At 57.3% G+C, this 13775-nt stretch carries 19 protein-coding genes; 6 read left to right on the forward strand and 13 right to left on the reverse strand.

Annotated elements, in window-relative coordinates; genetic code table 11:
- Both KHQ28_RS29385 and KHQ28_RS26865 read right to left on the reverse strand, forming a co-directional pair.
- The coding region (locus KHQ28_RS29385; RefSeq protein ID WP_228298299.1) for a hypothetical protein at nt 1–88 on the reverse strand (88 nt) is incomplete at its 3' end.
- Between the two features lie 71 nt (nt 89–159).
- Entirely contained in the window at nt 160–2013 is a 1854-nt protein-coding gene (locus KHQ28_RS26865) for a bifunctional sugar phosphate isomerase/epimerase/4-hydroxyphenylpyruvate dioxygenase family protein (RefSeq protein ID WP_023285260.1), read from the reverse strand.
- Between the two features lie 126 nt (nt 2014–2139).
- On the opposite strand from KHQ28_RS26865, the gene KHQ28_RS26870 reads away from it, so the two are divergent.
- Nucleotides 2140–2778, forward strand: a complete 639-nt coding sequence (locus tag KHQ28_RS26870; protein WP_002908844.1) for a TetR family transcriptional regulator — start codon at nt 2140–2142, stop codon at nt 2776–2778.
- 17 nt (nt 2779–2795) lie between these two features.
- On the opposite strand, the gene fumD is transcribed toward KHQ28_RS26870, so the two are convergent.
- The 3 genes from fumD to KHQ28_RS26885 all read right to left on the reverse strand — a co-directional run bounded on the left by fumD (nt 2796) and on the right by KHQ28_RS26885 (nt 3376).
- Entirely contained in the window at nt 2796–3008 is a 213-nt protein-coding gene (gene fumD, locus KHQ28_RS26875; protein WP_004180357.1) for a fumarate hydratase FumD, read from the reverse strand.
- The gene (locus tag KHQ28_RS26880) at nt 2998–3156 is read right to left on the reverse strand and encodes a hypothetical protein (protein ID WP_014343172.1); all 159 of its coding nucleotides are present in this window, start codon (nt 3154–3156) and stop codon (nt 2998–3000) included. Before KHQ28_RS26880 ends, fumD begins: the two co-directional genes overlap by 11 nt.
- An 88-nt stretch (nt 3157–3244) precedes the next feature.
- The gene (locus KHQ28_RS26885) at nt 3245–3376 is read right to left on the reverse strand and encodes a hypothetical protein (RefSeq protein WP_004217210.1); all 132 of its coding nucleotides are present in this window, start codon (nt 3374–3376) and stop codon (nt 3245–3247) included.
- 137 nt (nt 3377–3513) lie between these two features.
- Between KHQ28_RS26885 and pykF the strand changes: the two genes are divergently transcribed.
- Together pykF and KHQ28_RS26895 are read left to right on the forward strand one after the other, a co-directional pair.
- A complete protein-coding gene (gene pykF / locus KHQ28_RS26890) occupies nt 3514–4926 on the forward strand; it encodes a pyruvate kinase PykF (protein WP_002908859.1) in 1413 nt (470 codons plus the stop codon).
- Nucleotides 4927–5238: 312 nt separating this feature from the next.
- A complete protein-coding gene (locus KHQ28_RS26895) occupies nt 5239–5475 on the forward strand; it encodes a major outer membrane lipoprotein (protein ID WP_002908860.1) in 237 nt (78 codons plus the stop codon).
- A 61-nt stretch (nt 5476–5536) separates the two neighbouring features.
- Here the strand turns inward: KHQ28_RS26895 and KHQ28_RS26900 are convergent, their stop codons facing one another.
- The 8 genes from KHQ28_RS26900 to KHQ28_RS26935 form a co-directional block, all read right to left on the reverse strand.
- Nucleotides 5537–6523 carry a L,D-transpeptidase family protein gene (locus KHQ28_RS26900; protein WP_004143241.1) on the reverse strand — a complete coding sequence of 329 codons (987 nt, stop codon included), beginning with the start codon at nt 6521–6523 and terminating at the stop codon, nt 5537–5539.
- Nucleotides 6524–6622: 99 nt separating this feature from the next.
- Nucleotides 6623–7039: a cysteine desulfuration protein SufE gene (gene sufE / locus KHQ28_RS26905; RefSeq protein WP_002908865.1), complete on the reverse strand. Its 417-nt coding sequence runs from the start codon at nt 7037–7039 to the stop codon at nt 6623–6625.
- An 11-nt stretch (nt 7040–7050) separates the two neighbouring features.
- On the reverse strand, nt 7051–8271 hold the full coding sequence (sufS, locus tag KHQ28_RS26910) for a cysteine desulfurase SufS (RefSeq protein ID WP_032418835.1): 1221 nt from the start codon (nt 8269–8271) through the stop codon (nt 7051–7053).
- Nucleotides 8268–9542 carry a Fe-S cluster assembly protein SufD gene (sufD, locus tag KHQ28_RS26915; protein WP_023158837.1) on the reverse strand — a complete coding sequence of 425 codons (1275 nt, stop codon included), beginning with the start codon at nt 9540–9542 and terminating at the stop codon, nt 8268–8270. The genes sufS and sufD overlap by 4 nt, the downstream gene beginning before the upstream one ends.
- Nucleotides 9517–10263 (reverse strand): Fe-S cluster assembly ATPase SufC, encoded by a 747-nt coding sequence (sufC, locus tag KHQ28_RS26920; protein ID WP_002908876.1) that lies wholly within the window; start codon nt 10261–10263, stop codon nt 9517–9519. Before sufC ends, sufD begins: the two co-directional genes overlap by 26 nt.
- 16 nt (nt 10264–10279) lie before the next feature.
- The gene (sufB, locus tag KHQ28_RS26925; protein ID WP_002908877.1) at nt 10280–11767 is read right to left on the reverse strand and encodes a Fe-S cluster assembly protein SufB; all 1488 of its coding nucleotides are present in this window, start codon (nt 11765–11767) and stop codon (nt 10280–10282) included.
- A 2-nt stretch (nt 11768–11769) separates the two neighbouring features.
- Entirely contained in the window at nt 11770–12147 is a 378-nt protein-coding gene (gene sufA, locus KHQ28_RS26930; protein ID WP_004143232.1) for a Fe-S cluster assembly scaffold SufA, read from the reverse strand.
- Nucleotides 12148–12630: 483 nt separating this feature from the next.
- A complete protein-coding gene (locus tag KHQ28_RS26935) occupies nt 12631–12828 on the reverse strand; it encodes a hypothetical protein (RefSeq protein WP_002908880.1) in 198 nt (65 codons plus the stop codon).
- Here KHQ28_RS26935 and KHQ28_RS26940 point away from each other — a divergent pair.
- From KHQ28_RS26940 to KHQ28_RS26950, 3 genes are all read left to right on the forward strand, one after another.
- Complete coding sequence (locus tag KHQ28_RS26940) at nt 12827–12964, forward strand: hypothetical protein (protein ID WP_014343173.1); 138 nt, start codon at nt 12827–12829, stop codon at nt 12962–12964. The genes KHQ28_RS26935 and KHQ28_RS26940 overlap by 2 nt on opposite strands.
- Before the next feature lie 100 nt (nt 12965–13064).
- Nucleotides 13065–13460 carry a DoxX family protein gene (locus KHQ28_RS26945; protein WP_002908881.1) on the forward strand — a complete coding sequence of 132 codons (396 nt, stop codon included), beginning with the start codon at nt 13065–13067 and terminating at the stop codon, nt 13458–13460.
- Nucleotides 13457–13775 (forward strand): helix-turn-helix domain-containing protein (locus KHQ28_RS26950; protein WP_211777749.1); only part of this gene is annotated, 319 nt, incomplete at its 3' end. The genes KHQ28_RS26945 and KHQ28_RS26950, both read left to right, overlap by 4 nt.

A 13775-nucleotide genomic window follows, 5' to 3' on the forward strand; every position in this document is an offset into this window, starting at 1 on the left:
GCGCAAGAATGCCGATACGCCGCCGGGAGCGGCGCACGGTGACGGCTGGCTGGGCGGCAGCCGTCGGGTTAGGGCTATATGAGCTCATAGTCGGTTCCTGTCTCGGGTACAGAGGGTGTTGTTATTGTGTTTAACGCATAATGAACCATTTGATTCAGGCTAACAATACTGCATCGCCGCCAGACGGACGGCCGCATTCGCTGCGCCATAGAGCGCATAGCCAGCCCGGCGCTCGGTTAACTCAAAGAAAAAGCGGCCGGCGGTAAACGGCCGGGTGTAAAGATGCAGGAAATCTCCCCCCTGCGGATCGCGGTCATAGAGGAGCTGCTGGCGCTGAAGCTGCCCGACGTCCAGCTCGCCGCCAAAGCGCGCCAGCAGATCGTCATAATAATTGGCCGGGATCGGCAGCGTATGGCGGGCAACCTCGGCAAGCTGGTCGCAGGCGGCCGGCAGATCGCGGCAGGCAAAGGCGGCATGCTGCAGCCCCGCCCCCTGGTAGCAGGCGACGGAGCGGGCGATCTGCGTCGCCCGGCTCTGCGAAATATTCAGCGCCAGACGGATATCGCCCTGCGGGCTGCGCACCGCCAGGCTGCGCACCAGTCCATACGGGTCCGGCAGCGTCTGCTCATGCTCAAGGGAAAAACCAAACACCGTACGGAAGAACATCACCCAGTTATCGCGGCTGTCGGCCTCCATTCCCAGCGCCAGATGATCGATACCGAGATAGTCCTCGCGCACCGTCACGCCATCACGCAGATGAAAATCGCGCTCGTAGATAGCCTCCCCGGCGTCGATGAGATAGATAAGGCTGCCGTCGGGGGCGCAGATCGCCGGGATCGGCGTTTCGTTCGGCCCGGCGTCGCCCTGCCAGGTGGCATACCCCAGCGCGCGGGCGCGGGCGACAAGCGACGCGCTGTGCTCGACCCGCAGCGCCATCGCGCAGAGCGATACCCCGTGGCGTTGATAAAAATGGTCGGCCCAGCTGTGCGGCTGATGGTTGATGACGATCCGCGCCCCGCCGTTGCGCCACAGCGTCACCTGTCTGGAGCGGTGGCTTCCCTCGTGCTGAAAACCCAGCGCCTGCAGATGTTGCCCCAGGCGCTGCGCCTCGGCGGCGCTGGCGGCAAACTCGATAAACTCCAGCCCGTGATAGACCGGCAGCGGCGGCGGTGAAAACAGATCGGCATCGCACGTCGGGAGCCGACGGCGGGTTTGCTCCTCCAGCCACAGCAGCGAACGATAACCATCTTTGGCCGTCGCGCCGTTCGGCGAGGCGCGAAAACCGTCATTGAAGATCTCCAGCGACCAGGGGCCGCGGTAGCCGCAGCGGGTGATCTGCTCGGCAAACGCCTCCAGCGGCAGCTCCCCCTGTCCGGGAAAGCAGCGGAAGTGGCGGCTCCACTCCAGCAAATCCATTTTCATATACGGCGCATCGGCGAGCTGTACAAAGGTGATTTTCTCCACCGGCACCGACGGTAGCGCGTCCAGCGTGTCGCCGCGGGCCAGAATATGGAAGCTGTCGAGCACCAGGCCCAACGCCGGGCTGTCCACCCGCCGCACCCGCTCCCAGGCCTGCTGCCAGCGGTTCACATGGGTTCCCCAGGCCAGGGCCTCATAGCCGATAGCGATCCCCTCCTCTTCCGCCAGCGTGGCCAGCGCCCGCAGGTCCGCGACCTGCAATTCGCTATCCGCCGAGCAGTCCGGCTGCACATTGCTGCACAGCAGCAGCGTCTCGCAGCCCAGCTCGTGCATCAGAGCAAATTTGCGCCGAGCGCGGGCCATATTCGCCGCAAACTGCGCCCGACTGGCGCCTTCAAAATCGCGAAAGGGTTGAAAAAGCGTGATTTTTAACCCTAAATCGGCGGCAAGCTGGCGGATTTCCGCCGGCGTCCCCGTATAATAGAGCAGATCGTTCTCGAAAATTTCCACCCCCTGATACCCCGCCGCCGCAATAGCGTGCAGCTTCTCAGGCAGGGTGCCGGAAATCGAAACGGTGGCGATAGAGCGCAGCATAAGGTCCTCGGGTCAACAGCTGACGTAAGCCTTGAATATGTATCATTTGGTTCATTTGCGCCATACCAGGTTGCTAAATTGTGATCATTATGTGTATTTTTTGTCACCCAAGAAAAAGGAGTTGCCATGACCGTCGTTGCCCATGATGAAGCACAATCCCTGAAGGCGCGGATTTTCAGCGCCGCTATCGCTGTCTTTGCTGAACACGGGCTGTCAGGCGCCCGCATGGAGCAGATCGCCACCGAGGCGCAGACCACCAAACGCATGGTGGTTTACTACTTCAAAAGCAAAGAACAGCTCTATCAGGAGGTGCTGCAGCATGTGTATGCGCGGATCCGCGAAACCGAGCAGCAGCTGGGGCTGGAGAATGTGCCGCCGGTGGAGGCGCTGGTGCGGCTGGTGCGCTGGAGCGTGCGCTATCACGCCACCCATGCGGACTATATGCGCGTCATTTGCATGGAGAATATGCAGCGCGGCAAGTGGTTAAAAAGCTCGGGTGAACTGAAGCCGCTGAATCGTACCGCCCTGTCGATTCTGGAAGACATTTTACTGCGCGGCCAGCAGCAGGGCGTCTTTCAGGCGGGGCTCGACGCGCGCGATGTCCACCGGTTAATCAGCAGCTTCAGCTTTTATCAGGTGTCGAACTTCTACACCTTCAGCAGCCTGTATCTTGACGATCCGCTACCCGCCATCGACGATGAAGCGATGGTGGCTCACCATTGTGACATTGCCGTCCGGGCGGTGATCCGCTTCGTGATTTCCTGACCCGCCGGCGCAAGGGATCAGTGCCCGGAAAGCGCATGAATGACTTTCTCCATAGCCTCCACGGTGAGCGGCGAACGCTGGATTTTGCGGTTCGCCAGCGAGGTGCGCAGCACACCGGCAATGACAATGTGTTTCGGCTCCTGACCCAGGTCACGCATTTCCAGCACGACTTTACCCACCACGCGGCACATTTCCTGGTACAGGTCGTCGTCTTTCGCTTTATTTCCCATAGAATTTAGCTCGTATTTTATCATTATCAATCAAATCATTATTGATAGATTTCCCGCACAACGCAAACCATCGCCACTTTAAAGGTTCAATGACGCATTTTACCGGCTCATGATGGCGAAATAATCCATTTCTTTTACTCTTTTTCATAGCCGGTGACGAAAAAGTGTGTTGCGTAGATTTTTGCATAACGTGCCGGTTTTGTTACGCGTTTTGTCCATAATTTGAAACGAGGTTTTTATTTTCCTTTTTGATTTCGGCAGCGTATAATGCGCTTCGATTCTTTCTTGAATGGTTTCAGCGCATTGGACTGCATGATAAAACGCATAACACCTTGCCACATTTCATGGGCTGAACCGCCAGCACACATTCTTCTGCACGCTTCAGGGTTGTCACCTATCCTTAGGGCGTGGCTTAGCAACTTTCGTAATACAGGTTTGGCTCCCCGGCAGTGCGCCCGCGGAGCGAGAATTCCATATCCTTCACAACTTAAAGACTAAAACTGTCATGAAAAAGACCAAAATTGTTTGCACCATCGGTCCGAAAACCGAATCTGAAGAGATGCTGACCAAAATGCTGGAAGCCGGCATGAATGTGATGCGTCTGAACTTCTCCCACGGTGACTATGCGGAACACGGTCAGCGCATCCAGAACCTGCGCAATGTGATGAGCAAAACCGGTAAGAAAGCCGCTATTCTGCTGGACACTAAAGGGCCGGAAATTCGTACCATCAAGCTGGAAGGCGGCAACGACGTCTCCCTGAAAGCAGGCCAGACCTTCACCTTCACTACCGATAAATCCGTCATCGGCAACAACGAAATCGTTGCGGTAACCTATGAAGGCTTCACCTCCGACCTCGCCGTCGGCAACACCGTCCTGGTGGACGATGGCCTGATCGGCATGGAAGTTACGGCTATCGAAGGCAACAAAGTTATCTGTAAAGTGCTGAACAATGGCGATCTTGGCGAGAACAAAGGCGTTAACCTGCCGGGCGTCTCCATCGCCCTGCCGGCGCTGGCTGAGAAAGACAAACAGGATCTGATCTTCGGTTGCGAACAGGGCGTGGACTTCGTCGCGGCCTCCTTCATCCGTAAACGTTCCGACGTCGTCGAGATCCGTGAGCACCTGAAAGCCCACGGCGGTGAAAACATCCAGATCATCTCCAAAATCGAAAACCAGGAAGGCCTGAACAACTTCGACGAAATCCTCGAAGCGTCTGACGGCATCATGGTTGCGCGTGGCGACATGGGCGTGGAGATCCCGGTTGAAGAAGTTATCTTCGCCCAGAAAATGATCATCGAAAAATGTATCCGCGCGCGTAAAGTGGTTATCACCGCCACCCAGATGCTGGACTCCATGATCAAGAATCCGCGTCCGACCCGCGCTGAAGCCGGCGACGTGGCTAACGCCATCCTCGACGGCACCGATGCGGTGATGCTGTCCGGCGAATCCGCGAAAGGTAAATACCCGCTGGAAGCGGTCACCATCATGGCGACCATTTGCGAACGTACCGACCGCGTGATGACCAGCCGTCTGGACTTCAACAACGACAACCGTAAACTGCGCATCACCGAAGCGGTGTGCCGCGGCGCGGTAGAAACCGCTGAGAAACTGGAAGCGCCGCTGATCGTGGTCGCCACCCAGGGCGGTAAATCCGCACGCGCTGTGCGCAAATACTTCCCGGATGCCACCATCCTGGCGCTGACCACCAACGAAACCACCGCTCGTCAGCTGGTGCTGAGCAAAGGCGTGGTACCGCAGCTGGTGGAAGAGATTGCCTCTACCGATGATTTCTATCATCTGGGCAAAGACCTGGCGCTGAAGAGCGGCCTCGCGCGTAAAGGCGACGTAGTGGTGATGGTTTCCGGCGCATTAGTGCCGAGCGGCACGACTAATACCGCTTCCGTACACGTGCTGTAATAATTTACAGGTTAATTGGTTTTTTTTAATAAAGCGCCTCGCGGGGCGCTTTTTTTTATTCATTGATTAGCTCTTCCTATTAAAAATGCAAATCGGAATTTACTATTTAATAAGGGATTATCTAAGATGAATCCGATGGAAGCGCGCTGTTTTCACTCGCCTTTTTCAGCGATTCTGAGCAATTCGATGCTTCTTTGAGCGAACGATCAAAAATAAGTGCGTTCAGGTAAAAAAAATATTCTCATCCCAAAAAACTTTGTGTAATACTTGTAACGCTACATGGAGATTAACTCAATCTAGAGGGTATTAATAATGAATCGTACTAAACTGGTACTGGGCGCGGTAATCCTGGGTTCTACTCTGCTGGCTGGTTGCTCCAGCAATGCTAAAATCGATCAGCTGTCTTCTGACGTTCAGACTCTGAACGCTAAAGTTGACCAGCTGAGCAACGACGTGAACGCAATGCGTTCCGACGTTCAGGCTGCTAAAGACGACGCAGCTCGCGCTAACCAGCGTCTGGACAACCAGGCTCACTCTTACCGTAAGTAAGAGTTCTGGTAATAAAAATGGCGCACTCTGTGCGCCATTTTTTTTGCCCTCAGCATGAGGGCTATTGGGTAAGCAGACCGTTGTCAGACGAACTATTCTGCGCCGACAGCGACGTCGCCGTGCTACCTGCCCCCGCCGACACCACCACCGGATACCCCGCCCTTCTCGACATCGCTTTTTTCAACTGCAGGTCATCCACTGCTTTATCCTCTGCGAAGGCGTGAAACGCCGCTGGCAGCGTGTAAGCGATGGTCCGGGTGTTTTCCCCTTCGGTCTGCGAAAGCGGCCTGTGGACTTCGACATAGCGTTTACCATCCGGCTCGACGGCAAACTTCACCGGCTGATTGATAATCCGTACCGGCGTCCCGGTTTTCACCTGGCTGAACAGCGCTTTGATGTCATCAGCGTTCATCCGCATACAGCCCGAGCTGACGCGCAGACCAACGCTGTCTGGGGCGTTAGTTCCGTGGATGAGATATTCACCGTTACCGTAGGCCAGACGCAGCGCATAGCGGCCCAGGGGATTGTTCGGTCCGGCCGGGACCACTGCCGGCAGCGTCACCCCTTTCTCCAGCGAGCGCGCGCGGATGCCGGCGGTAGGCGTCCAGGTAGGGTTAGGGATCTTCTGCCCCACGCGGGTGGTCATCTCCGGCGTTTCCAGACCTAACTGGCCAATGCCCAGCGGATAGACCTGCACCTGATTCTCTCCCGGCGGGAAGTAATACAGCCGCAGTTCGGCGAGGTTGACGACAATGCCCTCCCTCGGCACGTCGGGCAGCAGCATCTGAGAAGGGATAAGGACCTGAGTGCCGGGCTTCGGCTGCACTGGTGCAATCGTATCGTTGGCTTCGAGGATCAGCATCGCCGCGGTATCGAAATGGCGCGCAATCGCCTGCAGGTTGCGATCTCCCTCCTGGACCGTCCAGTACTGATTCTGACCAATCAGCCGACTGTTGGCGGGAGGAAGCGGGTAATCAACGGCCCAGGCGGCCGTGGAGGCGCCAAGGGCGCTGAGAAGGGCTAAGGTGATCATCGTTTTGCGTTTCATACTGAGATTCCTTCTTTCGCTGATAAAACGCCAGGAGACTGAACGGCGGCAGGGTCAGCGCCCTGCCGGACGTAACAGAATGAAATCTACCTGTTTATTCTAGCTAATATTTGCCGCTTTCGCGCGTATCGCGCGGATCATGGCTTCGAGGCCTTGCGAGCGGGAGGGGGTGAGATGCTGGGTGAGCGCCATTTTTTCAAACCACGGACGCACGTCGAACTCGGTGATGTCCTGAGCGGTCATCCGGTCATAGAGGATAAACACCACCGCTATCAGACCCTTGACGATCGCCGCATCGCTATCGCCGCGCAGGGTGATCACGCCTGTGGGATCCTGGTCCATCACGATCCAGACCTGGCTTTGACAGCCCTGAATAATGTTCTGCACGCTATGTTCTTCCGGGCTTAGCGGCGCCAGACGCTGGCCAAGCTCGATGATATAGAGATACTTCTCTTCCCAGTTGGCGCAACGGCTAAAGTTACGCAACAGTTTGTCTTTGTCCGGTAGTGCCGCCATTGTCCCGTCCTTTACCCTAACAGTTTGCGGATCCGCTGGAGGCCGGCCACCAGGCGGTCCACCTCTTCCGTGGTATTGTACATCGCCAGCGATGCCCGACACATAGCCGGTACCTGATACCGGGCCATCAACGGCATCGCGCAGTGGTGTCCGGTCCGCACGGCGATCCCGTAGTTATCGAGGAAGCTGCCGACGTCATAGGCGTGATGCTGACCGAGGTTGAAAGCAATTACCCCTTTACGCTGCGCCGGGCCGTAAAGGATCAGATCCGGTACCGCGCGCAGGGCATCGAGCGCGTAGCGCATCAGCGTCTGCTCATACTCGGCAATCTGCGACAGTCCCAGCTGGCTGACGTAGGTCAGCGCCGCGCCGAGGCCAATGATCCCCCCGGTATTCGGCGTGCCGGCCTCAAAGCGCCACGGCGCCTGATTCCAGGTGGTGCCCTCCGTCAGGCTGACGGTGGCGATCATCGACCCGCCCCCTTCCCAAGGCGCCATCGTCTGCAGCAGCTCGGACCGGGCGTAGAGCACGCCGATCCCGGTCGGCCCGTACAGCTTGTGGGCGGAGAAAACATAAAAATCGCAGCCCAGCGCCTGGACGTCCACCGGGTGGTGCATCACCGCCTGGGCGCCATCCACCAGCACTTTCGCGCCATGCTGATGCGCAAGAGCAATCAGCGCCGCCAGCGGGTTTTCCGTCCCCAGCACGTTGGAGACCTCGGTTATCGCCAGCAGGCGGGTGCGCGGGTCAAACAGTCCCGGGACAACATCCAGTTGCAGCGTACCGTCCGGGTTCAGGGGGATCACCCGCAGCTCAGCCCCGACGCGGGCGCAGAGCATCTGCCACGGCACAATATTGGCGTGGTGCTCCATTTCGCTGATGATGATGTTATCCCCGGCGCCGACGTTGGCGTTTCCCCAGCTGTTGGCCACCAGGTTGATACCCTCGGTGGTGCCGCGGACGAACACCACTTCCTCCGCCGATCCGGCGTTAAGGAAGGTGGCCGCCTGCTGACGCACGGCTTCCATCCGCGCGGTGGCTTCCGCGCTGAGGGTATGGATGCCGCGGTGCACCGCCGCGTAGCCGTGGCGATAGAATTCCGCTTCTTCGCCGATCACTGCCTCCGGCTTCTGGGCGCTGGCGGCGCTGTCGAGATAGACCAGCGGCTGACCGTTGACCTCCCGGTTCAGTACCGGAAAATCGGCGCGAACCTGTTCTACTGAAAATGTCATACTGTGCCTCCCGGCAAACGCTGTCCAATACGCGCCAGCACCTGCTCTCTGAGCGCGTCGCTGCGGATAGCCTCGGTGAGCTCGGCGGCGAAGGCGTAGAGGATCATCTGCTGCGCCGCCTGCTGTTCGATACCGCGCGAGCGCAGATAGAACAGCTGCTCTTCGTCAATGCGCCCCACCGTCGCCCCGTGGCTGCATTTCACGTCATCGGCGTAAATTTCCAGCTGCGGTTTGGTGTCGACCTCCGCCAGCCGCCCGAGCAGCAGATTATTGTTGGTCATCTGACCGTCGGTTTTCAGCGCGAGCGGCGCGACGTTGATCAGCCCGTTAAACACCGCCCGCCCCTTATCGCTGACGATGGTTTTGTGCAGCTGGCGGCTGGTGCAGTAGCCGACCTGATGGTCGAGCCAGGTGCGGCTATCGCAGACCTCATTTTTCACCGGCATCGCCAGCGAATTGAGGCGCAGGTTGCTGTTTTCGCCGCCCAGGCGGGTGCTGGTCTGGTGACGCAGCACCTGGCCGCCAAGCAGGAAACTGCTGCTGAAGGCCGAGGCGTCGCGGCCCAGCAGCAGGTCGTTATGGGCGAAGTGATAGCTGCGGGCATTCTCAAATGCCAGCTTGATATGCTGGAGGTGCGCGTTATCGGCCACCGTCATGGTCAATCGCCCGCCGGTGAAATGCGGCTGCTCATTGAGGCTCAGGTAATGCTCGACAATCGTCGCCTCCGCCCCGCTCTCCAGCGCCAGGTGATGGCGATAGTGGGCGGTATTCAGCGCATCGCCGGTCAGGCCACTGGTGATATGCATCAGCAGCAGCGGTTTATCCAGGCGGCGGTTGCGCGGCACGCGAATGCGGGTCACCGTCTGGGCCAGGCTTTCGGTCAGATGGAGAAACACCTCCGGCTGCAGGGCATCCGGCAGATGCTGGCGCTGATTATCGACACTGACCTCCACGCCGCTGGCGGCAAGATCGTCGCTCAGCTGAGGATGATAGCGGCCATCGATAAACACCAGCCGCCAGGCGTCCAGCGGCAGCGCCAGCGCATCACGCTGTTCAGCGCTGAGAGAGGCTCCCTCATCGGCGACAAAGCGACCGTTAAGTAGGGCATCCAGCGGAGTGTATTTCCAGTCCTCGTGCTTGCGCGTCGGCAGCCCAAGGCGCAGCAGCTGCTGCAGATGCTGACTGGCCTCCGGGGTACGCGGGCCGCCCTGCGCTTCAAACAGATGGTGCCACTGCTGCAGCGCGTTACTGCTGTTCGGTAAGCCAGCCATAGCCCTGCTCCTCCAGCTGTTTGACCAGAGAGAAATCGCCCGACTTCACAATCCGCCCCTGATACAGCACATGGACATAGTCCGGCTTGATATAGTCAAGGATGCGCTGATAGTGGGTGACAATGATAAAGGCGCGTTTGCCGTCGCGCAGGGCATTCACTCCCTGCGAGACGATTTTCAGGGCATCGATATCCAACCCCGAATCCGATTCATCGAGAATGCACAGCTCTGGCTCAAGCACCGCCATTTGCAGAATATCGTTGCGCTTTTTCTCACCGCCGGAGAAGCCAACGTTCACCGAGCGGGTCAGGAGATCTTCCGGCATCTGCAGCAGCTTGATCTTTTCTTCCATTAAGTCCTGGAAATCGAAACGATCCAGCGCCTCCTGGCCACGATAGTTGCGCACGGCATTCAGCGCAGTCTGCAGGAAAAACTGGTTGCTGACGCCGGGGATCTCTACCGGATACTGGAAGGCCATAAAGATACCTTCCCCGGCGCGATCTTCCGCAGCGAGTTCGAGCAGGTTTTTGCCCTTAAATTCGACGCGACCGCCAGTCACCTCATAATCTTCACGCCCGGCCAGGGTGGCCGAAAGCGTACTTTTGCCTGAGCCGTTCGGCCCCATAATGGCGTGGACCTCTCCCGGGCGCACCTCAAGGTTCAGCCCGCGCAGGATCGCTTTATCTTCGACGGCGACGTGTAAATCTTGAATACTTAACATCTTTTTTCCTTAATTATCAGCCGACGCTATGTTCAAGGCTAATGGCCAGCAATTTTTGCGCCTCTACAGCGAACTCCAGCGGCAGCTCGGAGAAGACGTCTTTACAGAAACCGTTGACGATCATCGAGATGGCATCGTCTTCGCTGATCCCGCGCTGCAGGCAGTAGAACAATTGATCTTCGCCAATCCGCGAGGTGGTCGCCTCGTGCTCCAGCTGGGCGCTATTGTTGCGGCATTCTACATACGGGAAGGTATGCGCCCCGCAGTCCGGGCCGATCAGCATCGAATCGCACTGGGTATAGTTGCGGGCGTTGGTGGCGGTCGGCATGATTTTGACCAGCCCGCGATAGCTGTTCTGACTGTGTCCGGCGGAGATCCCTTTCGAGATGATGGTCGAGCGGGTGTTCTTGCCGATATGGATCATTTTGGTGCCGGTGTCCGCCTGCTGATGGCCGCTGGTCAGCGCCACCGAAAAGAATTCGCCGATCGAGTTATCGCCGCGCAGGATGCAGCTGGGGTATTTCCAGGTGATGGCCGAGCCGGTTTCCGACTGGGTCCATGACATTTTGCTGTTCTCCCCTTCGCACAGGGCGCGCTTGGTGACGAAGTTGAGGATCCCGCCGGTGTTGTTATCGCCGGGGAACCAGTTCTGCACCGTGGAGTATTTCACTTCCGCGTCTTTATGGATGATGACCTCAACGACCGCGGCATGCAGCTGATAGCTGTCGCGCACCGGCGCCGAGCAGCCTTCAATATAGCTGACGTAGCTGCCTTCATCGGCCACCAGAATGGTGCGTTCAAACTGTCCGGTCTTTTCGGCGTTGATGCGGAAATAGGTCGACAGCTCCATCGGGCAGCGGACGCCCTTCGGCACATAGATAAAGGTGCCGTCCGAAGCCACCGCGGCGTTCAGCGCGGCAAAGAAGTTGTCATTACCCGGCACTACGGTGCCCAGATACTTTTTCACCAGTTCCGGATGGTCGTGGATCGCCTCGCCGAAAGAACAGAAGATGATCCCCTGCTCGGCCAGCTTTTCTCGGTAGGTGGTCGCCACCGACACCGAGTCAAATATCGCGTCCACCGCCACCTCGCGCCCTTCGCGTACCGGCACGCCAAGCTGGTTAAAGGCTTCTTCCACCTCGCTGGTCAGAAAGGTATTGGCCCCGGTCTGCTGCACCGCGCCAGGCTCGGAGGCGCAGGTCTCATCGCAGTTGCCGCAGGAGGGCGCGGAATAGTAGCTGTAATCCTGATAATTCAGCTTATCGTAATGCGCTTTCAGCCAGTGCGGCTCCTCCATTTCCAGCCACGCCCGGTAGGCATTCAGACGAAACTCCAACATCCACTGCGGCTCATTGCGGCGAGCCGAGATAGCCCGAACGACTTCTTCATTAATGCCTTTGGCCAGCTCATCGGTTTGCAGGCGAGTAAAAAAGCCCTCTTTGTAGTTGAGCGGGCCGCCGGTCCAGGTTTTGACATCGTCAGTTGCTTCAGTATTACGCGACATAGTTACTCCGCCTGCACCCCAAAACTTTCGCCGCAGCCGCACTCATGCTGCGCTTTCGGGTTATGAAATTTAAAGATTTCATTTAAACCTTCCCGGACATAATCCAGCTCGGTGCCGTCGATGAACGGCATCGCCTGCAGCGGCGCAAACAGCTTCGCCCCGTCAGATTCAAAGAGCAGATCGTCGGGCGCCGGCTCGGCAATCATTTCGAGCACATAGCCAAAACCGGCGCAGCCGCTGGTTTTAATGCCCAGCCGCAGCCCTTTCTTATCCGGCTGCTTGCGCATCAGATCGCGGATATGCGCGGCAGCGGCCGGCGTCATGGTCAGTCCCTGCCAGCTGAAATCGGCGGGATTAAAAGTTCCTGCTTGTACTTCCATCGATAGACCTCCAGGTTGGCGCCATCAAGGCATACCGCCATGTTAGTGATAATGATTATCACTTCAACCCTTCTGCAGCAGGGGTATTGCCTCATTTAGCGCTTTTTATAAGCATAGACCCTCGCCCGGGGATTATCAGGGCGTGCAAAGAGAACTTAATTGATTGATTTATAATATGTTATTTTGCAATCATTCTATCTCCGCACGCAATGGCAAAGATGTATCGAAAATACCGATTTATGCAATAGCGGCAGACCACCTTGTTGGTTATCCGTTGCAGGCGAGCATAAAGTGACAACGTAACAGAAAGACCATGCCAGCGCGGGGCGCAACCCCGGCCATACGCTAGAAAAAAGCGGGTAGTGAAAGCGCCTGCCGGTAACGCTTCAGGAAAGGAATAAGCGCCGCTCGCCTGGCCGCGTTCGGGAAATAAAAACCAAAATAAAACGGGCAAACGGGGCTGCCAGGCGGGATACCGGCTGGCTAGGTGCCTTTACTCACCAGCCGGGCGGCCTGGACAAAGACCTCATCCTCTACCCCGTCCCCCTTCTGTCTGCCCAGCCTCACCAGTTCATCCACGATACTCCCCTGATTAATCTGCTTTTGTGTCGCCACTAAGCTAATGACCGCCGCGCCGATGGCCATGCCAATCAATGCCGTTTGTTCATCTTTATCTTTCATGGTGTCGCTCCGTCTGTCCTCCTCAGAAAGGCTAGCAAAAGATACCATCTGCTCAATTTCAAATTCACCTTCTTTACGTCTGACGCAAAGCCTGCGGCAGGGCACCTGGCAGGAGAAAAACAAACTAAGCGGCTGATTGCAATGGCATAACACTAATGAACAATTAACAGACTTGTGAGTCTTGAAATTATTTTTTAGACTCACTGGTCTGTTAATTATCAATTGCGTAAAATCTTATGCCTAATTCGACCTTATTTTTCATCACCCTTTGTCTCTCTCGCGTCCTGGTGACCTTCTTCTTCTGGATGGCAGGCATCTACGGCGTCTTTCATTTCGCGGAGATCGTTCAGGAGATGGTGACCGTCGGCCTGCCGTGGCCGGTCTTGTTCGCGGCGGGCACGATTTTTTGCCAGCTGGCGGGTTCGGCGCTGATCGTTTTTAATCCTGCCGGCTACGGCTGGATTGGATCGGTGATGCTGATTGTGTTTACATTACTCACTATTCCGCTGGGACACGCCTTCTGGGCCTTCAGTGAACCCCGGCGCACTGAGGAATTCCATATTGCGCTTGAACACATTACCGTGGTCGGAGGATTAATTATGAGCGCGCTGTTTGCAGGCTATCGGCGATGAGCGAAACCCCTCGTCAGAAAGGTCGGCCAAAAGATCCATTGAAAACGCAGGCGATACTTCAGGCCGCCCGTAAGCTGTTTCTGGAACAGGGCCTGGAGGTGACAACGGCCGAAATCGCCCGCGTAGCCGGGGTGGCGAAAGCCACCCTGTATGCCAATTTCAGCGATAAAGAACATCTGATAGAGGCGGTCTTACGCCAGGAATCGGATCTCACCATCAGCGACCATGATTTCGCCCAGCGCCATCATCTGCCGCTGATCGAGGTGCTGACGGCGTTTGGCTATCGCTTTGTCCGCTTTATCAACCAGCGGGAAC

Source organism: Klebsiella sp. 28, from assembly GCF_018223905.1.
Classification (GTDB): Bacteria; Pseudomonadota; Gammaproteobacteria; order Enterobacterales; family Enterobacteriaceae; genus Klebsiella; species Klebsiella pneumoniae.